At 42.2% G+C, this 21,494-nt stretch carries 14 protein-coding genes; 9 read left to right on the top strand and 5 right to left on the bottom strand.

What is annotated here, in order from left to right; translation table 11 throughout:
• Window positions 1-23 precede the first annotated feature (23 nt).
• On the top strand, window positions 24-299 hold the full coding sequence (locus tag IJI01_RS01445) for a GIY-YIG nuclease family protein (RefSeq protein WP_292184712.1): 276 nt from the start codon (window positions 24-26) through the stop codon (window positions 297-299).
• Between the two features lie 287 nt (window positions 300-586).
• Here IJI01_RS01445 and IJI01_RS01440 read toward each other — a convergent pair whose 3' ends face one another.
• The 4 genes from IJI01_RS01440 to IJI01_RS14800 all read right to left on the bottom strand — a co-directional run bounded on the left by IJI01_RS01440 (window position 587) and on the right by IJI01_RS14800 (window position 7,181).
• Window positions 587-1,546: a hypothetical protein gene (locus tag IJI01_RS01440; RefSeq protein ID WP_292184710.1), complete on the bottom strand. Its 960-nt coding sequence runs from the start codon at window positions 1,544-1,546 to the stop codon at window positions 587-589.
• Window positions 1,547-1,695: 149 nt separating this feature from the next.
• Window positions 1,696-2,682 (bottom strand): diaminopimelate dehydrogenase, encoded by a 987-nt coding sequence (locus tag IJI01_RS01435; protein WP_292184707.1) that lies wholly within the window; start codon window positions 2,680-2,682, stop codon window positions 1,696-1,698.
• Window positions 2,683-2,817: 135 nt separating this feature from the next.
• Window positions 2,818-4,080 (bottom strand): glycoside hydrolase family 5 protein, encoded by a 1,263-nt coding sequence (locus IJI01_RS01430; protein ID WP_292184704.1) that lies wholly within the window; start codon window positions 4,078-4,080, stop codon window positions 2,818-2,820.
• A gap of 236 nt (window positions 4,081-4,316) precedes the next feature.
• Entirely contained in the window at window positions 4,317-7,181 is a 2,865-nt protein-coding gene (locus tag IJI01_RS14800) for a carboxylesterase family protein (RefSeq protein WP_330622984.1), read from the bottom strand.
• 291 nt (window positions 7,182-7,472) lie between these two features.
• On the opposite strand from IJI01_RS14800, the gene IJI01_RS01415 reads away from it, so the two are divergent.
• Complete coding sequence (locus IJI01_RS01415; protein WP_292184701.1) at window positions 7,473-9,098, top strand: glycoside hydrolase family 43 protein; 1,626 nt, start codon at window positions 7,473-7,475, stop codon at window positions 9,096-9,098.
• A gap of 79 nt (window positions 9,099-9,177) precedes the next feature.
• On the opposite strand, the gene IJI01_RS01410 is transcribed toward IJI01_RS01415, so the two are convergent.
• Window positions 9,178-10,143, bottom strand: coding sequence for a helix-turn-helix transcriptional regulator (locus IJI01_RS01410; RefSeq protein WP_292184699.1), 966 nt, complete (start codon window positions 10,141-10,143; stop codon window positions 9,178-9,180).
• A 321-nt stretch (window positions 10,144-10,464) separates the two neighbouring features.
• Here IJI01_RS01410 and IJI01_RS01405 point away from each other — a divergent pair, with 321 nt between their 5' ends.
• The 7 genes from IJI01_RS01405 to IJI01_RS01375 are packed head-to-tail and all read left to right on the top strand — an operon-like array spanning window position 10,465 to window position 21,494.
• A complete protein-coding gene (locus IJI01_RS01405; RefSeq protein WP_292184698.1) occupies window positions 10,465-11,877 on the top strand; it encodes an endo-1,4-beta-xylanase in 1,413 nt (470 codons plus the stop codon).
• 13 nt (window positions 11,878-11,890) lie between these two features.
• The gene (locus IJI01_RS01400; protein WP_292184695.1) at window positions 11,891-14,848 is read left to right on the top strand and encodes an extracellular solute-binding protein; all 2,958 of its coding nucleotides are present in this window, start codon (window positions 11,891-11,893) and stop codon (window positions 14,846-14,848) included.
• Window positions 14,849-14,874: 26 nt separating this feature from the next.
• Window positions 14,875-15,813 (top strand): carbohydrate ABC transporter permease, encoded by a 939-nt coding sequence (locus tag IJI01_RS01395; protein WP_292184692.1) that lies wholly within the window; start codon window positions 14,875-14,877, stop codon window positions 15,811-15,813.
• 1 nt (window position 15,814) lies between these two features.
• Window positions 15,815-16,678, top strand: coding sequence for a carbohydrate ABC transporter permease (locus IJI01_RS01390; RefSeq protein ID WP_013279712.1), 864 nt, complete (start codon window positions 15,815-15,817; stop codon window positions 16,676-16,678).
• A gap of 19 nt (window positions 16,679-16,697) precedes the next feature.
• Window positions 16,698-18,215, top strand: coding sequence for a hypothetical protein (locus IJI01_RS01385; protein WP_292184687.1), 1,518 nt, complete (start codon window positions 16,698-16,700; stop codon window positions 18,213-18,215).
• A gap of 5 nt (window positions 18,216-18,220) precedes the next feature.
• Entirely contained in the window at window positions 18,221-18,880 is a 660-nt protein-coding gene (locus IJI01_RS01380; protein ID WP_292184684.1) for a Yip1 family protein, read from the top strand.
• Window positions 18,881-18,899: 19 nt separating this feature from the next.
• Complete coding sequence (locus tag IJI01_RS01375) at window positions 18,900-21,494, top strand: DUF5696 domain-containing protein (protein WP_292184682.1); 2,595 nt, start codon at window positions 18,900-18,902, stop codon at window positions 21,492-21,494.

The following is a 21,494-nucleotide window of genomic DNA, read 5'->3' as shown; positions in this document are numbered from 1 at the left end:
GTAGATAGTAAGAGGAAGATCAAGTGAATTACACATATATATTAGAATGTGCAGATGGCACATTTTACTGCGGCTGGACCAATGATCTGGAGAAAAGAGTTGCTGCGCATAATGCTGGTAAGGGCGGAAAGTACACCAGGGTAAGGCTTCCCGTGAAACTTGTTTATCGCGAAGAGTTTGATACCAAGGAAGAAGCCATGAGCCGTGAGTGGCATATCAAGCAGATGACCAGAGCGCAGAAGGAAGCGCTTATATTACGAGATAGAAAACTGAGTGTAGTAAATGGAAAAGAATCCTGATAAATGCAATATTTGTAGAGGCAAATAGAGCATCCGATAAAAAAACTTTACCGCAAATTTAGTATTACATATGATGCGGTAAAGTTTTTTTATAATAATTATTCTTTATTTTACCGCAATATAGATTTCGCCTAGCATGCGGTAAAGATATTTATATATCAATCTTTCTTTTCTATCATTTTTTTTACCGTAAAATTATCTTTGCCAAGAATGCGGTAAAAGTATCTAAGATCAAGGGGCTAATTCTTTTACCGCAAATGAGGTTTTATGTAAAAAACGGTAAATGATTATTCAGGTTTGAATACTCCTGGTCTTGGCTTGTTGACCTGGATGAAATGATTCTTTTCAAGGTTATGAAGGAGAAGGAGTCTGGCCTCTCCAACATACTCAGGCTTGATCATAAAGAAACAATAGGTCTCAATGAGAGAGAAGAGGTTAGCTGTTCTACCCTCGATCTTGAAGTTATTGATTCCCATTGGAACATATTTCTCCCAGATAAGCTCTGGAGAAACGAAAGTGCAGTAATCCTGGATGGTGTAGAGATTGTTCTTATCTCCGTACTCGCAGGTCCAAGGAATGATGTGCTTTCTCTTTTCAGGAGGAAGAGTTCTGTTCTCCTTCATGATCTCCTGGTTAAGGGCGATGTTCTTGTAGTGATCGCCACGTCTCTTACAGTTAGGAACGCAGAGAGCGTTTATCAGTACCTCGAGTTTCTCTTTGTGGTCCAGATTCTCAATTATATCCAACTGATTGTTCATGTTGTAATCAAGAACTACGTATTTGTAGTACTTCTCGAGCTCTTTGTTAAGAGTATCCACATCCCTGATCTCTTTGCAGGTTGTGGAATCTATCTTGTAGGAAGGATAGTTCTTGCGGATGTATTCTTCCAGTATTGGTGAAAAGACAAGGACCTCGTTCTTGCCGTTATCTCCAGCCTTCATGCAGAAATTGCAGAATTCATCATCAAGATCCTCTTCCTTAATAAGCGGATTTGTGAAAGTGAAACGAACAGGAATACCCTGAGCGTTAATGCTGCTGATGACGTGCTTAACAAAGCCTGCATCGCACTGATCATCTGAAATGAGTCGTCCGCCATTCCAAAGAGAGAATGGGAAACAACCGAAGAAAGAAGCAATCTCAACACCTTCTCTGAAATAATGTGGATACTGCTTCATCATGTTCAGCCAGAACATGTTCAGGGGGAAATTGTAACGTAACCCCGGTAAATGAAACTTAACTTGTGACATTGTAACCTCCCATGTATATGCACAAAAAACTGGTCCCCCTAATACATATACAAAATTCTCGACCAGCATAAATTAGTATATCAGTTCGGCACACAAAAAGACACCCATGCATTTGCATAGGTGTCTTGAAAATTGCTAATAAGTATTTATTAAAGAAGATGAGCTCTAAGCTCTTCGCCGCTCTTATCTGAAAGATATGCTGGTGGAATATCAAGGATTGTCTTGCAGCCCTTCATACCCTCATCCTGCATTCTCTTAGCTGCTCTGGCAACTGCAACAAGAACGCTTGTTGTGAACTCTGGGTTGGAATCAAGCTTGAGGCTGTACTCAATGATGTGGTTGTGCTCTTTGTTGGCACCTGTCTTACCACTTCTGAATACGAAACCGCCGTGAGCCATTCCGCTGTGGTTTGTAAGAAGCTCTTCCTCGCTGATGAAATGAACTGTTGTGTCGTAGTCTGCGAAGTAGTTAGGCATTTCTTTGATCTCTTTTTCTACAGCTGCTGCATCTGCGCCGTCCTCAAGAACTACAAAGCATTCTCTTGTGTGCTTCTGGCGTGTTGTAAGCTCAGGATTCTGACCACTTCTAACTGCCTCGAGAGCTGCATCAACAGGAATTGTGTACTGCTTGGCATTCTTGACACCCTTGATACGACGGATTGCATCTGAATGTCCCTGTGAAACGCCCTTGCCCCAGAATGTGTAGTCGTTACCATCTGGAAGAATAGCGTTAGAATAAACTCTTGCAAGTGAGAACATTCCAGGATCCCAGCCACATGAGATAACTGCGATCTTGCCAGCCTCTTTAGCTGCTGCATCAACGTTAGCAAAGTGCTCAGGAATTCTTGCGTGAGTATCAAAGCTATCAACTACATTGAAAAGCTTAGCATATTCAGGAGTCTGTGTAGGAAGGTCTGTAGCACTTCCGCCGCAGAGAATCATTACATCAATCTTGTCCTTCCAATCAGCTACATCGTTAACTGATACAACAGGAACGCCTGCAGTCTGAATTGTAAGTGTAGAAGGATCTCTTCTAGTAAAAACTGCTACAAGCTCCATATCAGGTGCTTCTTTAACAGCAAGTTCAACGCCTCTACCGAGGTTACCATATCCCAAAATTCCGATTCTTGTACTCATCTTAGTCCTCCGTAAAACTATAAATTTATGCTAAGCTATGTTATCTTGGCCTAACGGAAAAAATTATAGCACAGGATTTTTTTTACAAAAAGAGTTTTATAAAATTTAATAATATCCGCCAGAAAAAGACATTTTTTAGTTTTTGTCTTTGTAGCTCTCACGGATGATAGTGTCTACAACCTCTTCACGATACCACTTGAGATTCTTACGATCGAGGATTGCGAATTTCTCGCCCTGTTGAGTGTAGATTCCGTTGTCCCACCAGAAGCATGGAATACCTCTTTCTGTAGCGCGGGAAACATAGGCTTCAGCCCACTTAACAACTTCCTCGGTGTTCTCTTTCTTGTTCATAGCGCCATATTCTGTAAGGAGAACAGGAATATCGTTTTTGATAAAAGTTGTCTCAAGACGAGTCATGAGCTTGATGATATCGCCGTTGTGACTTCCGTCCCATGTGTTGTAGTCGCCGTCTCCACTGTTCTCGAAGGTGAAGTTATATGGCTCATAAGCGTGAATAGCTACGCCGATATGTTCATCCTCTGGAACTTCAAGGTCATTTAATACCTCAGGCATATTTGCTCCGGCATAGGTTGTAATAAGAAGAAGTCTCTTTTCGTTATTGCCACCTGTAGCACGTACAGTGTCGACAAAAGACTTGTTGAGGCGGTTTACTAGAACTCGCTCTTCATGAGTACCACCAGTCCATTCGCCAGCGCTTCCCTTAGTTCTAGGCTCGTTCAGACCTTCAAACACAAGGTGATCGCCGTAGTCCTTGAACCTCTCTGCAATCTGCTTCCAAAGAGCAATGTTCTCAGCATCAACAGCTTCGATATGCTCATCATCAGGGATTCTCCAGAACTCCTCGTGGTGAGTGTCGATAAGGACATACATGCCATCATCAAGAGCATAGTTAACAACTTCTTCAATTCTATCCATCCACTCAGGATCAATTGTATAGTCAGGAGCTTCGCTTACGTGATTACCCCATGTGATAGGGATTCTGATAGAATCAAAGCCCTTCTCGCAAACTGTGTCGATCATCTCTTTGGTAATCTTAGGATTTCCCCAGCTTGTCTCAGATGAAAGACCTTCGCCACCAGTTGCTTCCAAAGTATTGCCCAGATTCCAACCAGCTGTCATCTCGGCTACAAGCTCTTTTGCAGAAATATCACGCATCTCATCGCTCCTTTCTGTAATCCCTTTAACGACTACCGAAATTTCCTCTGCAGTATCTTCCACAGATGTTTCTTCGCTTGAAGCATCTGAAGACTCAACATTTGATGATACTGATGTAGAAGTATTATCTGGTGTAGTATCTACTTCAGTTTCTCCACATGCCGATAAAACTCCAAACGTCATTACTGCTGTAAGAATAATTGATAGAATCTTCTTTTTCATAATGTAACCTCATATTTTTAGAGCTTTTAGTGTACAGTTCTGCGAGTATGTGTCTGCGATCAGGATATACAGAGTTAAAACGATTTTGGTTCTATGGAATCAAGACCAATCAATTGTGAGTGCCCATGCACGAAACAATTGATTCTCTGGGCTTGATGGAATGCTTAGAACCATGAGTATTAACCTGTATATCCTGGAGCAGCTTCAACTCACAGAACGTCCAGTTAATCTATAAATTAGTGGAGCCACTCAATACTAGCGAGTGAACAACTACCGCTTCCATTATAACGCAGGTAAAGAGCGTGCACACCATTTAACTTTTCTGCGAATTTGCACTCGTGTGCTTCCCAGATATTAGAACCATTAGCCTTGATCTGGCCGATAACTTCACCGTCAAGACTTGTCTTAACATCGAAGCATCCGTCGAAGTAAGCTCTGGTTCTGATTCGAAGACCAGTAGCATCCTTAACATCAAAATACTTAAAGCCAATAGTTGTTGTATCTACGATAGCCTTGATGTAGCCAACATTAGCATCTCCGTCGCCGCCTTCCTGAACTACACGTGGAGCGCCTGGCTCAACATAAAGCTTGTGCTCATCAGTAAAGATGTTGCAGGCAATGTATGAAGGATACTCGCCAACATCTGAAAGTGGTCCGCCGTTAAGTCCGCAAGATGTGATCTCAACCTGCTTGATGGAACCATCTGCCTCGAAGTGAATTTTCTCAGCGCAGCCCTGACGTGAGAACCAGGTTCCATTTGTATGTCTATGGTAAAAGATATACCAATCGCTGCCGATTTCTACGATACTACCGTGGTTGTTAGCACCGTATGCTGTAGCTTCCTCGGCCTTCTTGTAGCTGTCAATGTGAAGGTCTGAGTTAGAAATGATTACGCCGCCGTAGGTGTAAGGGCCAAGTGGGCTCTTGGAAGTAGCATAGCAGAGCTCGTGCATAACTTCTGAAGAATAGATGAAGTAGTAAGTATCATCATGCTTTCTGATAGAAGGAGCCTCGAAGAATGCATGTCCCTCATAGCCTGTACCTTCGCTATAGCAGTTACCAGGTGCAACAAACTCAGGATCTTTTTTGATGGTGAGCATGTCCTTATCAAGAACTGTCAGCATTGCACCGTGTCTTGACTTGTCACCCTGTCCGCAGAAACCAGTGAAAAGATATGTATCATTGCCTTCTGTCAGAACACCTGGGTCAAACTGTGGCTCATCGCCGGCTCTTTCACCGAGTCTTGTACCATCCTCATAGTGAACATAACCGTAGAACTCGAAAGGACCAGCAGGAGTATCGCTTACAGCAACTGATACAACGCTTACCTTATCAAGTACATAATATAAGTAGTATCTGCCATCAGGACCAACTGTTAAGTCAGGAGCATAGAGACACATGTTGCCATTTCTGTTAATAGGATCAGCAAGCTTAGGATAGATAACTCCCTCGTAGTGCCAGTTGCCAAGGTCATCGATTGGAGCAGACCAGGTTACATAGTCACCAAGACAGAAAGTCTCGCCCTGATACAGATCGTGTGAGCCATATACATAAACGCGATTGTTAAATACATAAGGCTCGCCGTCTGGAATGTACTCCCATGATGGAAGATAAGGGTTAACTGCCTGCTTCTTGCTACCCTGTCTGATACCACCTTCAAACTTAGGAGCAGCGCCGTTTCCAAGGAATTCCATCTCATATCTGCTGTCAGCTTTGAATGGAAGCCACTGTGGAAGAGCTTCTTTATCACGGCACTTGTAATCGTAATTAAGCTGAAGATCGCCGTTATCTTTTTCTACGCTGCGTACTTCTGGAAGAAGGATGATGTACTTATCGCCTGTGTTGTTAGGATCACCAGTCTTAATGAAGTTTGCGTAATAGTCACACATCTGTCTTGCAAGATCGAAGTGCTTACCTCTGTAGGCTCTTGAGCACTTATCTATTGAGTTAAAGAAGAACCACAGATCGCAGGAGTGGAAGGTGCCTGGGAAGTTGTCGCCAGGATGTCCGTCTCCAGGAATCTCAGGATCAAATCTATAATAATAGAAGTTCTGGTCTGGAGCATTCTTGCCAGCAGCATCAAACACTGACTTAACGGACTTTTCAACAGTGTTGACACCTGCAGCTGAGAACTCGTCTGTTGTGTTACCTGCCATAACAGGAACATCTGCGCACTTTCTGTCGATAAAGAGCTGAACAGGATCATCCATGCAGAATACGCCGTCCTGAATAGGGAACATTCTAGGATGGTTAGCTACAAAGCGGTTGTAACCGTTAAATACTTCTTCCTGAGTAAGCGCTCTTGCTTCTTCAAGGCTCTTGACACCAAGACACTCAAAGAACTCTTCGCCGATCTTCTCAGCCTGTGTCAGGTTAAGAGGTTTGAATATATCTACGGAAGGATCAGAAGGTCTGATGATTCCGCTGAAAATAGCAGCGCCCTTGATGAGCTTCTCGTTGCCCTTGTGTGTCAACTGGTGCATAACGCTGGAACCGCCTGCAGACTGACCAGAAATAGTGATATGATCAGGGTCGCCTCCGAAAGCTGCAATATTGTCATGAACCCAGTTAAGTCCTGCGCACTGATCCATAAGACCAAAGTTAGAAGGAGCTTCTGGAGCCTCTTTTGTAATAGAAGGATGAGCAAGGAAACCGAAGCAGTTAAGTCTGTAAGCAACACTTACAACAACGATTCCACGCTTAGCCAGCTGCTCTCCGTTAAATTCCATCTCTGCTGTGTATCCCCACTGGAAAGCACCGCCGAAATACCACACGAGAACTGGAAGCTTTTCATCTGTCTTTTTAGCAGGTGTCCAAATGTTCAGATAGAGACAGTCTTCGCTTATCTCAACTTCTGGATCAACGTGCCATTCTCTACAATAAATATCTGTGCCCATTCCAGGTCTGTCCTGATATGAAATGGGGCCAAAATTGTAGGCATCAAGTACACCATCCCAGTCTGGACATGGCTGTGGAGCGCGCCATCTGTTCTCGCCGATTGGTTTGGCTGCAAATGGGATTCCCTTATAGACTGTGATTCTGGGGTCAGTTCCGGCCTGACCTCTGACTTTGCCGTTTTTGACTGTAGTTTCTCTAAGCATAGTGTGTCTCCCCGATATCTTATATGTTTCTTTTGCTATAAATCTAAATCTGCAGCAGTGATAGCAGATTTCTGTTTCTTCATAATAAGAATATATTCACATTAAATTTATCTTTATCCCAGCCTTATCATCCACCCAAATATTGCTAGGAATTCTCAATTCTTTGCTAACTTATGAGCTTGCGCAATTTGCGAGATTAATTCAGCAATTATTTAGTGGTTATATTATTTTTTACCCTTTATAGTGTTTAGAGCAAATGACACAAATGATTTTTTTGGAGGCAAAAGAAATATGTACAAAAGGAGCCTAAAGAGCTTTATGGGCTTGATCCTGGCTACAAGCCTTCTAGTAAGTGGTTGCGGTTTTTATGAGGGAAATGAAGGAAAAGAAGTAACAAACGTAGAGGAGAGTGTAGAAATGGAAAAGGAGACACAGGCAGTGGTTGATCCTAAGGAAGTGTTTGATGGAATAGAGCTTATTAAGAGCGCTAAGCCTATAACTGATCATAACCCGGTTATGGTACAGCGTTTTGGTGCGGATCCATATGCACTGGTCTATGACGGAAGAGTATATCTTTATATGACAGGTGACAAGCCATCCTACAATGCTGATGGTTCGGTAAAAGAAAATACATATGGCAACATTAATACTATTAATGTAGTTTCATCTGATGATCTTGTTAACTGGACAGATCATGGAACAGTATACGCTGCAGGTAAGACCGGCGCAGCATCCTGGGGACCTAACTCATGGGCACCTGCTGCAGCTTATAAGAACATTGATGGCAAGGACAAGTTCTTTTTATACTTTGCCAATAACGGAAATGGTATCGGAGTTCTCACATCTGATTCACCTGTTGGACCATTTGTTGATGAACTTGGTACGCCGCTTATTTCAAGAGAGACTCCTAATTGTGCAGAGGTTACATGGCTCTTTGACCCTGCAGTGCTTATGGATGATGATGGTAGCAGCTATATCTATGTAGGAGGAGGAGTTCCTTCTCCTGATAAGGCTGCGAACCCGGGAACAGCAAGAGTCTGCAAGCTTGGGGATGATATGATGAGTCTTGATGGAGATCCAATTGCCATTGAGAATGTAGATTATCTTTTTGAGGATTCCGGAATCAATAAGATCGACGGAACATATTACTATTCATATTGCTCGAACTTCAATGTGACACCACAGGCAACTTCTGAACTTGGCTTTGAATCAGGTGAGATTGTTACTATGAAGTCTGATTCTCCAATGGGACCATTTGAGAGATGTAACGCAGTTCTCAAGAACCCTGAGAGATTCTTTGGCCGTGGCGGTAATAACCATCACTGCATGTTTGAGTTTAATGGTGAATACTACATCACATATCACTCAAGAATTCTTGAGGAAGGTCTTGATATGGACGGTGGTTACCGCAGCACTAATGTAGATAAGCTTCTTCTTAACGACAAGAATGAGCCATCCAAGAGCACAGGTACAAGAGCCGGCGTGGCACAGCTCAAGGCTCTTGATCCATACACAGAAGTTAAGGCAGTTACTCTTTCAAATGCTGCTGGAATCAATACAAAACAGTATGGTGAGACAGCCAAGAAGTGCGGATCTGGAGATATGATCCTTACAGGAATCACAGACGGTGCCTGGACAAGTGTTGCCGGAGTTGATTTTGGAACAACTGGAGCAAAAGAGATAGAGTTTACAGTTGATGTAAAAGAAACAAACACAAACGGAGACTTCCGAGGAGCTATTAAGGTTTGCCTCGACAGCCCTTCAGCTGAAGCTGTAGGCTATGCAGTAATTGAGAATGAAAAGGCTGATGGCGTAAAGGCCGTAGCAACATTCGACCAGCCAATTACCGGCGAGCACAACGTATATTTTGTATATGCTGGTGAAGGCTATGATGTATACAGTTGGATCGCAAGATAATCAATAAAGAAAAAACAGATAAGCGTCGTAAGGCACTTATCTGTTTTTGCATTTTGCATTTTCGCATTCGCCAACCTGATTACTTCGCAACCTTGGCAGAAACATCGCCTTTCTCTTTGCCGAGACCACCGGAGAAGAGTGAACGATACTCACCTGGAGTGCATCCCTTCTTTAATTTAAAGGTCCTATTAAAGGTAGAGATACTGGAGAATCCAGATTGCAGAGCGATATCTGTAATTGACAGATCATCTCTTGTCAGCAGCAGCTCAGTAGCTTTGATTCTCTGACCAATAAGGTAATCATAGAAGGTACAACCCATGTACTCCTTGAACAATCTGGAGAAATGGAACTTGGAGAAGCCACTGTAGGAAGCAGCATCCTCAAGAGTTATATCGTAAGCATAGTTCTCATCGATGTAGTCGATAACAGTATTGAGCTTCTCAAAATACTCTCTTCTCTTAACAGGTGTAGACTCAGTGAAAAGATTGATCTTGTTGAGCTTGTACCTGGACAGAATTGTCATGATCTGGAACAGATGTGAGTAAATTGAAAACTCGTAGAACTCAGTTTTCTGGAAATACTCGTTCCAAATCTGTGAGAATAAAGCCATTATTTCATTATATATAGGAGCATATGCTTCAGGTGTAATATGAATGCAGTCCTGGAGCATGTTCATAAGTCCTGAATAGCCTCTTACTGATGAAAAGAAATCAATATCAAAGAGACACACATATCTGCTTCCTGTATTAGGCGCGTGAAGATAGTGGGATTTCCTAGGCGGAATAAAGACAATCTCGCCGGCCTTAACACGATGTATTTCTCCCTCAATCTCTACATCATAGTAGTTGTCGATTGGAGCAATGATCTCCAATGCATTGTGCCAGTGAGATGGATAGTCATAAGCCTGTTCGTTGTACCAGATACGGATTGAACTATCCTTTGGAAAAATTGCTTTTTCATTATTACCATCAAGAAAACGCTCTCTGAAGTCGGTGTTCTGCTGATAGTAATCTAAAGTAACATTGTTCTCAGAATTCTTAGCCATTTGATCATCCTCCCCATTACTCAAATAGCAGATAAATTACTAGCAAATAATAACATTTTCTGACAAATCATTCTTATCAAATATTGCTATAATTGCCCGATTCGTGCTCACATTAAATAAATGGTGCATGATTTTTATAGTCTATTTTGTTAAAAGTGCACAAAAACTGTACCGCATTTTTTGATAGTAAAAAGCAACATCTGATTACCATCAGGCAAAAAATGGTAGGCGATAGCGGACCAAAGCCTTTATGCTTATACTTGTCGATGGGGGTCGATGGTAGCAAGTTTTGAGTATTATTTACTGGGAGGCAAAAGGAAAGTGTACAAACGAGGCAAATCTTTAGTTGCCATCACGGCAGCTTCAGTGATGCTGGCACTTACAGCCTGTGGGGGGACCACGGAAAGTCAAGTAGCTACGGCATCTGAGGCTGAGAGTGTTGCGGCAACATCAGATAATTCACTTATCAATACTTCCACAGATGAATCGAATAAAGTAGAAGCTGACGCTCAGGATAAAGAGAGCGAAGAAGAGGCGATTCCGGCGCTTAGAGATTGCGTAGAGCAAAAAATGGGATGCCGGATCGGATGCGCGATAACGGGTAAGGAACCATGGGACATTCCATTATGGAATCTAGTAACGACCCACTTCAATGCAGTTACTCTTGGAAATGAGCTTAAACCGGATTCGCTATTTGGATATAGCAATGGTAAATGTCCGGGAACTCAGGAAGCTGAGCTGAACGGTGAGACTATTACAGTACCGGTTCTGAACTTCAGTAATCCCGAGAAGATACTTAATAAATTAGTTAAGTGGAATGAAGTTCATCCCGACAGAGAGATCAAGGTAAGAGGGCATGTACTGGTGTGGCATTCACAGACACCCGAATGGTTCTTCCATGAAGACTACGACAAGACCAAGCCTTATGTATCAGCTCAGGAGATGGACAAGAGACAGGAGTGGTACATAAGAGAAGTACTTACTCATTTCACTGGGGACAACAGTCCTTACAAAGATCTTTTCTATGGATGGGACGTAGTTAATGAAGCTGTTTCAGATGCTACAGGAACTTACAGAACAGATACAGAGAATCCTAACGAAGATCTTTCTAATGATACACATGGTAATAACTCCAGCTGGTGGCATGTTTACCAAAGCGAAGAGTTCATTATAAATGCATTTAAGTACGCTAATAAATACGCGCCTGCTGAATTGGAACTTTACTACAACGACTACAACGAATGCGTAGCCAAGAAGCGAGAAGGAATTGTAGCTCTTTTGCAGGAAGTTAAATCACAGGAAGGCGAGCCAGGAGTTGGAACGAGAATCACGGCAATGGGAATGCAGGGACACTACAGTGTTGATTCTCCTTCATATACAGATGTCGAGGCATCAGCCAAGGCTTATGGAGATGTGGTAGGAAACATTCAGATAACTGAATGGGATCTTAGTTCCAGCGACGACTACGATGGTAGTGCCGAGTCCAAGGAAAAAGAATATGAGAAGATGCGTAAGACTTACAACCTTCAGTATTATGCACTTCAGTCAGTTCAGAATTCCGGAGTGAACGTTACGGGCATTACCTTCTGGGGAACAATTGACAAGTATTCATGGCTTCAGCACAGATCTACAGTAGGTGGTGGCAGCAATAAGGAAAAGGCTCAATGCCCACTGCTCTTTGATGATTTGTACAAGCCGAAGCCGGCATTTTGGGTTTTTGCAGAAACTAACTAAAGGACTTAAGAATATGAATAAGACTTTACAAAAATTATTGATAGTACTTGGTATTTTGGCAGCAATCGTTTGCCTGTGTCTTGTATTAACAAGACGAGAGAGAACAGATTTCCATGCTAAATATGAAGGAGTAGATCTTACTCAGGAAATTGAAGGTATGGAAAGAGTTGGAGCCTACACAGGATATGTTAACGAACATCTTAACGATGCACATCCTGCAAATGATGTTCAGGTAGACATCTTCAACTATGAGTCTGAAGGAACAGTCAGAGTAGAAAAGGGAGCAACTGATGATAACAAAGATGCACTTTTTACTGACACAGGTTCAACAGTAACCTGGAACGTAAATGTTCCACAGGCTGGAATGTACAGACTCTTCATTGATTACAAGATTACTGAGAGCAGAGGCGTTCCTGCAGAGAGAACAGTAATGATCAACGATGTGCTTCCATTCGAAGATGCCAGAAACATAGCATTCACCAGAATGTGGATGGATGGTGGTGATGTCAAGGTTGATAACCAGGGCAACCAGATCAGACCACGTCAGGTTGAATACTTCGGATGGCAGAGTGCTTATTTCAAGGATGATATGGGATTCGTTGCTGAACCTTATGTCTTCTACTTTGAAAAGGGTGATAACAAGCTTTCATTTATAGCAGACAATGAGCCTATGCTTTTATCAAATGTAGAGCTTAAAGCTATCACAGATAAGCCAAGCTACGAAGAGTATCTTGCACAGCAGCCACAGAACGCTGGATCAGATACAGCCAAGACATATAACCTTGTAGTTCAGGGTGAGGATTCAACACTTAGATCTGAATCTTCCTTATATGCTAAATATGATCGTTCTTCACCAACAACAGTTCCTAACAGTGTTACAACAACAGTTCTTAACTATGTAGGTGGAGATGCCTGGAGAAGTTCAGGACAGTGGATTGAGTGGAACTTCGAAGTACCAGAAGATGGTTACTACAACATCATGGTAAAAGCTAGACAGAACTACTCAAGAGGATCTGTATCAAATAGAACAGTACTTATTGACGGCGAGGTTCCTTTCAAGGATCTTTCAGAAATTTCATTTGATTATAGAAACGACTGGGAGTGCAAGGATCTTGCAGATGAGAATGGAACACCTTTCAACTTCTACCTGACAAAGGGTCAGCACACAATCAGACTTGAGGCAACTCTTGGTGGTATGGGTGCAATCCTTGAGGAGATGGAAGATTCCACTTACAGACTTAACCAGATTTACAGAAGAATCCTCGTATACACAGGTGCTTCACCAGACGTATACAGAGATTACCACATTGATACAACCTATCCTGAGATCATGCAGGCTATGGAACTTGAGTCCAAGAGACTTTACAAGATTGTTGATGACATGGTTGCTTACTCAGGACAGATGGCAGATAACATCGCCACAGCACAGACAATAGCTCAGCAGCTTGAGAGATTCTGTGAGAAGCCACAGAAGATCACAACAGAGTTCGTTACTTTCAAAGATAACATCACATCACTTGGTACTGCATCACTTAACCTCAGTGAGACCAAGCTTGATGTAGATTACCTGGTAGTTTCAGGAACAGATGTTACACCTAAGAAAGAAAAAGCAAACTTCTTTACAAAGGCAGCACACGAGATCAAGTCCTTCATCGCATCCTTCTTTGTAGATTACAACTCAGTAGGTGATGTATACGATGAGAAGACAGCAGACCAGGTAGTTAAGGTTTGGGTACTTACAGGACGTGATCAGGGAACAATCCTTAAGACAATGGTTGATGATGACTTCACAACATCAACAGGAGTTAAGGTTAACGTAGAGATTGTTGACCCAGGAGCACTTCTTAATGCAGTACTTGCTGGACGTGGACCAAACGTAGTTCTCTCAGTTGGTGCAGATCAGCCAGTTAACTACGCGCTCCGTGGAGCAGCAGAAGACATTACACAGTTCGAAGGCTGGGAAGAAGTAATGAGCCACTATTCAAAGAGCTCATATGAGCAGTATGGATTAGATGGACACATCTACGGAATTCCAGAGACACAGACCTTCAACGTAATGTTCTATAGAAAAGACGTACTTGAAGAAATGGAACTTGAAGTTCCTAATACATGGAAAGAACTCATCGAGCTTCTTCCTACAATTCAGGGTAACAACCTTTCAGTAGGTATTCCTACTGCAGCAGGAAGTAGTGGAGCAGCAGCTGCTTCAACATCAATCATGTCAAATGTTCCTGATCTTTCAATGTACTTCGCTCTCCTTTATCAGTATGGCGGAGACATGTACAACGAGGATGGCACTAAGACAACTGTTAACACAGAGGCTGGTGTAGCAGCATTCGATGATTATGTAAGATACTTTAACGATTATGGTATCCCTACAGTTTACGATTTTGTAAGCAGATTCCGTTCAGGAGAAATGCCAATCGGAATTGCTCCATATTCTACTTACAACACTTTGATGGTATCAGCACCTGAGATCAGAGGTCTCTGGGATTTCACACTTATTCCTGGAACCTACAGAACAGATGCAAATGGCAAACAGTATCTTGATAGATCAGACTTCATCACTGGTAGTGCAACAATGATGATCAAGACTGATGATGAAGCACTCCGACTTGCTTCATGGGAATTCATGAAGTGGTGGGCTAATGCAGAAACACAGGTTAGATTTGGCCGTGAGATCGAAGCTCTCCTGGGATCATCCGCAAGATATGCAACAGCAAACAGAGATGCATTCGCAAATCTCTCCTGGAGTACAGAGGACATTGAAGTTCTCGATGCACAGTGGGATAGCACAGTAGGAATCAGAGAGGTTCCTGGTGGTTACTTCACTGGTAGACATATCTCCAACGCGATCAGAAAGGTTATCAACGAAAAGGTTGATTCTCGAGAGACAATTATTGACTACTCAATCCTGATTGATGAAGAGATCAAGAAGAAACGTATTGAGTTTGGTATGCCGGTTGACTAAACAACACTTTATTGGGAGACAAGGTGATGAAGGAATATCTTCAGAAGTATTTTACACTTCGTAAACATAATTTAAATGTAGCCTGGAAGAAGGCCAAGAACCGTAAGATGTGTTACCTCTTCCTGGCACCATATGCAATATTATTCACGATGTTTTATGTGTTCCCTGTAGTGGCTTCAATCTACTACAGCTTCACATATTACAACATACTTGAACCTCCTCGGTTCATCGGATTGCAGAACTATATCTCTCTGGTACTCCAGGATGATATCTTTCTGATAGGCGTTAAGAACACGTTGATGATAGCTCTGATTACAGGCCCCCTTGGATATATTTTATCCTTCCTTTTTGCCTGGCTCATAAATGAGCTACCAGTGTGGATCAGAAGTATCGCGGTCATCGTGTTCTACGCCCCTTCCATTGCTGGTAACTGTTACGTAATCTTCTCAGTATTCTTCAGAGGTGATGCTTACGGATACGTAAACGCCTTCCTGATGAATCTGGGTATTATCGATACAGCAAGATTATGGCTCATTGATCCAAGATACATGCTTCCTATTTGTATGATCGTTATTCTGTGGATGAGTTTGGGAACCGGATTCCTTTCATTCGTAGCTGGTCTCCAGGGTATCGACAGATCAATGTTCGAAGCTGGATACATGGATGGTATCAAGAACAGATGGCAGGAACTGTGGTTCATCACCCTTCCTAGCATGAAGCCAATGCTTATGTTCGGTGCGGTTATGACAATCACTTCTTCTTTTGGAGTTGCAGATGTAACAATGGCTCTTTGCGGATATCCTAGTACGGATTACGCAGCACGTACCATCGTAACACACCTGTTTGACTATGGTTATTCAAGATTTGAAATGGGTTATGCCTGTGCAATAGCTACAATCCTGTTCCTTATGATGATACTTTGCAACAAGGCAATCCAGAGTCTGTTAAGGAGAGTTGGTACTTGATATGAGCGCAAAAATAATTAAAAAAAGAAAGCCTAATAGATCAATTGCTGGCGATATAGCACTTTACTTTTTCCTGTTGTTGGTTGCCTTCGTAATGGCATTCCCAATCATATACGCAGTAAGTAGTGCGTTGAAGCCTTTGGACGAACTTTTCAAGTTCCCACCTAAGATTTTCGCACAGCATCCTACACTTGATAACTTCTCAGACTTGTTTGTAACCATGGGTAAGTCATGGGTTACATTTACAAGATACCTGTTCAACACAGTGTTCATCACTTTTGTTGGTACAGCAGGACACCTCATCATTGCTTCCATGGGTGCTTTCGTACTTGCTAAGTACGAATTCCCTGGTAACCAGACATTCTTCAAGATTGTAACTGTAGCGATGATGTTCACAGGTTGGGTAACAGCAATTCCTAACTACCTCATTTTGAACAAACTCGGCTGGATCGATACATACTGGGCAATCATTATCCCAGCTTTCGCTTCACCAATGGGTCTTTTCCTTATGAAGCAGTTCATGGAAGGTCTCCCAACAGCACTTATTGAGGCTGCCAAGATCGACGGTGCCAATGAGTGGACAGTCTTTTCCAGAATCGTTATGCCAAACGTTAAGCCAGCGTGGATGACACTTATCATCTTCTCAGTACAGGGCTTGTGGAACAACAAGGCATCAACATATATCTATTCTGAGGAAAAGAAAACTCTCGTATTTGCTCTTCAGCAGATTCAGAGTGGTGGTATCGCAAGAACAGGTCAGGGAGCTGCGGTTCTTGTAGTAGTAATGATAGTTCCAATTTTGATTTTCGTATTCTCTGAGAGCCAGATCCTCGAGACAATGGCTAGCTCAGGACTTAAGGATTAATTTGAAAGGTTGAAGCATTATGCGTAAAAAGAATTTCTTTTTAAGAACTGGAATGGCAGTAATTGCGTTAGCTACAGCATTTCTTCAGCCACTTCAGGTTAGTGCGAACACAAATGAAGGTAGTTACACATACAACTATGACTACTGGGGCGATTACATGGACAGTGCAGACTTCTACAATTCCTGCAAGGTGTTCACATCCTCAGAGCTTGGCCTTGATGTTAAGCTCAAGAATCCACAGGGTCTTTTCGCAGATGGTAACACACTTTATCTGTGTGACAGCGGTAATAACAGAATCATAGAACTTAACAGAGTATCACCTGAACAGCTTGAAGTTGTAAGGATAATTGATTCCATTAAGGGATCAAGCGTTAATACTCTTAACAATCCTACTGATATAGCAGTATCAGAGGATGGAAACCTCTTCATTGCAGATAATGGTAATGCAAGAGTAGTCAAGGTTGATAAGGATCTTAACTTCCTTTTGGAATTTGTTAAGCCTACAGACAACACACTTGATCCTAAGCTGGTATTCCAGCCAACTAAGGTAGTAGTTGATACAGCAGAGCGTGTTTACTGTATCGCAACTGGTATCAACAAAGGTCTTATCAAGTATGAGAACGATACTACTTTCTCAGGATTTGTAGGAGCTACACCAGTTACTTTTGACTGGACAGATTATATATGGAAGAAACTTGCTTCTCAGGAACAGAGAGCTAAGATGGAATCCTTCGTTCCTACAGAGTACGAGAACATCTATATGGACTATGAAGGCTTTATATATGCATCAAAGGCCCGTACAGAAGATCAGGCAAGATCAGATGAGAATGCTATCAGAAAGCTGAATCTTCTTGGTAGTGACATCCTGGTTTCTAACGGTGACTGGTCAGTAGGTGGTGACCTCTATCTTGGATCTGGTGGTGGTTATGAAGGACCATCAATCCTCACAGATATAACTGTTATGGACAACGACATTTATGTCTGCCTTGACAGAAACAGAGGACGACTCTTTGGTTACGATGATCAGGGACGTATGGTATTCGCTTTCGGTGGTAACGGTAACATGGACGGTTACTTCAGAAGACCATCAGCTATCGATCATGTAGGACATGAGCTTTACGTAGTAGACAGTTTGGATAACTCAATAACAGTATTTGTTCCTACACAGTTCGGCGAACTTGTATATGACGCCATCGAACAGTTCGATAAAGGTCAGTACGAAGCTTCCGGAGAATCCTGGAAGAAAGTAATGAACCAGAACGGTAACTACGACCTGGCATACATTGGAATTGGTAGAGCACTTCTTCGTCAGGAGCAGTATGAAGAGGCTATGAAGTATTTCGAGCTTAAGTACGACGAGGACAACTATTCCAAAGCATACAAGCAGTACAGAAAGATTTGGGTAGAAGATCACATCGTGATCATAGTAATTGTAATTCTGGCGTTGTTCCTGATTCCTCTTACTATAGGAAGAATTAAGGCAATTCGTCATGAGATAGATACCGCAGATATTTTTGTAATAGAGAAAAAAGGGTGAGGAATATGATAGCAAATACTAAACAATTAGATAATCCTAAAGATAAATATTTTGACTCCCTGAAATTCGCGTTCTATTGCATTACACATCCGCTCGATGGTTTCTGGGATCTGACTCATGAAAAAAGAGGTACTTATGCAGCTGCAAATACGATTCTTTTCCTTACACTTCTGATTCGTATTCTCAAGCTGAGATTTACAAGCTTTATTTTCCTGAAGGTTTACTGGGAAGATCTTAATATCTTTTTATACCTTGCTAGTATTCTTTTCCCACTTGCCCTTTGGGTTGTAGGAAACTGGGGACTTACCACACTGTTTGATGGTAAGGGACGACTTGGACAGGTTTACATGGCAACATGCTATGCACTTACACCTTATCCACTTATCCAGTTCCCACTGATGATTTTCAGTAACTTTGTAACAGTAGATGAAGCTGAGTTCTACAGCGTAGTCAGTGCCTTGTCTCTCGTATGGGCAGCACTGCTAGTCATAGCAGCCATGGGACAGATACATGAGTACTCAGCTGGTAAGAATCTTTTGTTTACAGTAGCAACTTTGTTCGCAATGCTAGTCATGATCTTCATCCTGATGATCTTCTTTAGCATGATTTCACAGGGAGTTGCATATTTCATCTCTCTGGCAAGAGAATTGATGTTCCGAATGTAGGAATGAAGAGGTGACCAAGTTGAAAAAAGATAAGAATAAAAAGCAGAATGAATTACAGCAAAAAATATTGAAGGGCTTTTTAAACCTGCTTCCTTCAATCATAGTTCTTTTGATAATTGTTGGAGCTGCTCTTTACGTTATCAATACCAAAGCTCCTACAGAAACAAAGGAACCCATTCCACCATATGCTTATGAAGGTGGAGATGAGCCGGTAGTTGTGGATAACGGACAGCTCAAGCTCACAATGGATCCTAAGACAACAGAGTTCTCAATTGAAGTTAAGGACAGTGGAAAAGTTTGGTACTCAAACCCACAGGGCGCTGCAGAAGATGCAGGAGCACTTGATGATCAGAAGAATTACCTTCAGTCTCCACTTGTTATGTCCTACTCAATCACACAGGGACTTGAGACAACCTATAACTCTTTTGCATTCAGTGCTCAGAACGGAATCTATGAGATTGTTCCTGGCGAGAATGAGATCAGAGTTAATTACTCACTTGGTAGTGTACAGAAGGAATTCACAATTCCTCCAGTAATCACACAGACAAACTTCGATAAGTTTATGGCTAACCTGGAGAAAAAAGAAGTTGATCTGATCAAGCAGTACTACAAGAAGTACGATATCAACAAGCTGACTCCCAAGGACGACAAGGATGCACTTCTTGCAAATTATCCTATCATGGAGACAGAGGTTATCTACGTACTCAGAACTGCAACTAAGGACAACGTACGTAAGACAATTCAGGATAAATTCGAAGCAGCAGGATACACATATGATGATTACCTTGCTGACAAGGAACTGGATCTTTCAACATCTTCATCAGATACACCTATCTTCAACGCAAGTATTGTTTACAAGCTTGATGGAAAAGACCTGGTTGTAGAAGTACCATTCAAAGATCTTGATTTCGATCCTGAAACACCTATTTATACAATTACTCCTCTTCCATATTTTGGAGCAGGCGGTCCTGATGATACAGGATTCATGGTAGTTCCTGAGGGCGGCGGAGCACTTATAAACTTCAACAACGGTAAGACATCACAGAGCAGTTACTACACAAACGTTTATGGTTGGGACATGTGCCTTTCAAGAGATGCTGTAGTACATAACACTAGAGCTTACTACGGAGTTTATGGCATTTCAGAAGGAAATGACTCCTTCGTATGTATCCTCGAAGAGGGCAGAAGCTATGCATCAATTCAGGCAGATATCGCTGGTAAGAATCATAGCTACAACTTTGTAAATGCCAAGTACAGCGTATGCCAGAGAGAGCAGTACGACGTAGGTGATATCGCAAACAGTGAGATTTATGAGTATGCAACAAAACTCCCAGACGAGACTCTCACACAGAGATACAAATTCGTTAATTCCGGAAGCTATGTAGATATGGCCAAGACTTACGGTGAGTATCTCCAGAACGAATATGCAGGATATCTTGATCTTGTAAGCGACACAAGCACACCAGTAGCTATCGAGATTGTTGGAGCAATTGATAAGGTTAAACAGATTGTTGGTGTTCCTGTATCAAGACCTCTTAAGCTCACAAGCTACAACGAAACAACAGAAATCCTCAACGAGCTCACAGCTATGGGACTTTCCAATATGCACGTTAAACTCCAGGGATGGTGTAACGGTGGTGTTAACCAGAAGGTTCTGTCTAAGGCTAAGACAGTAAATGCTCTTGGTAGCAAGAAAGACCTTCAGAACCTCATTAACACAGCAGAAGCAAATGGCAATACTGTATACCTCAACGGTGTTACACAGTATGCATATGACAGCAATATCTTTGATGGATTCTTCTCTTACAGAGATGCAGCTAAGCTCATCAGTAAGGAAAGAGCAGAGCTCTATCAGTACAGTAATGTAACATATGCACAGAGAGAAAATGCGGATAACAGCTATTTCCTCTTACATACAGATATTGCTAACAAATATGCTGACAACCTTGTAAAGGCAGCACAGAAGTACAGCGCGGGAGCTTCTTTCCAGGATCTTGGAATGGATCTTTCATCTGACTTCTACAGAAAGAAGACCTACAGCCGCGAAGCGGTTCTCAACGAGCAGGTAGCTAAGCTTGAGGCTTACAATGACGGTGGTACACCTCTTATGATCAACATGGGTAACGACTACGCAGTTCCTTTCTGCCAGATGGTTACAAACATGGATCTTAGAGGAAGTGAGTACACAATCCTTGATGAGTGTATTCCTTTCTTCCAGTTGGCTGTACACGGCAGAGTTGATTACACAGGAAGAGCAATCAACACCTGTGGAAACATGGAGAACGAAGTTCTTTACTCAGCAGAGTATGGCGCAGGCCTTTGCTTTGAACTTATGAAAGAGAGCTCTTTTGCAACTCAGAAGACTCTTTACACCGAGTACTACGGTGCATATTTCGATTCTATCAAGGACAACGTCCTAGAGATATATACCAGATACAACAATGAACTTGGACACACCTTCAATCAGGAAATGACAGGTCACGAGAACCTTACAACTGATGTTTCCTGCACAGAATACGCTGATGGTACTAAGGTATATGTCAACTATGGCTATACAGATTACACAGCTGGTAGTGTTAAGGTTCCTGCAAGAGATTACATTGTAACAAGGTAA

It is taken from the genome of Butyrivibrio sp., from assembly GCF_017433805.1.
Lineage (GTDB): Bacteria > Bacillota > Clostridia > Lachnospirales > Lachnospiraceae > Butyrivibrio.
The sequence above is the reverse complement of the archived record's forward strand: the minus strand, read 5'-3'. Positions and strand labels throughout refer to the sequence as shown.

Coding starts and splice junctions, on each gene's coding strand:
- IJI01_RS01395 (WP_292184692.1), top strand. CDS start 14,875: ATGAAGGAATATCTTCAGAAGTATTTTACACTTCGTAAACATAATTTA.
- IJI01_RS01380 (WP_292184684.1), top strand. CDS start 18,221: ATGATAGCAAATACTAAACAATTAGATAATCCTAAAGATAAATATTTT.
- IJI01_RS01385 (WP_292184687.1), top strand. CDS start 16,698: ATGCGTAAAAAGAATTTCTTTTTAAGAACTGGAATGGCAGTAATTGCG.
- IJI01_RS01415 (WP_292184701.1), top strand. CDS start 7,473: ATGTACAAAAGGAGCCTAAAGAGCTTTATGGGCTTGATCCTGGCTACA.
- IJI01_RS01440 (WP_292184710.1), bottom strand. CDS start 1,546: ATGTCACAAGTTAAGTTTCATTTACCGGGGTTACGTTACAATTTCCCC.
- IJI01_RS01435 (WP_292184707.1), bottom strand. CDS start 2,682: ATGAGTACAAGAATCGGAATTTTGGGATATGGTAACCTCGGTAGAGGC.
- IJI01_RS01430 (WP_292184704.1), bottom strand. CDS start 4,080: ATGAAAAAGAAGATTCTATCAATTATTCTTACAGCAGTAATGACGTTT.
- IJI01_RS01390 (WP_013279712.1), top strand. CDS start 15,815: ATGAGCGCAAAAATAATTAAAAAAAGAAAGCCTAATAGATCAATTGCT.
- IJI01_RS14800 (WP_330622984.1), bottom strand. CDS start 7,181: ATGCTTAGAGAAACTACAGTCAAAAACGGCAAAGTCAGAGGTCAGGCC.
- IJI01_RS01410 (WP_292184699.1), bottom strand. CDS start 10,143: ATGGCTAAGAATTCTGAGAACAATGTTACTTTAGATTACTATCAGCAG.
- IJI01_RS01400 (WP_292184695.1), top strand. CDS start 11,891: ATGAATAAGACTTTACAAAAATTATTGATAGTACTTGGTATTTTGGCA.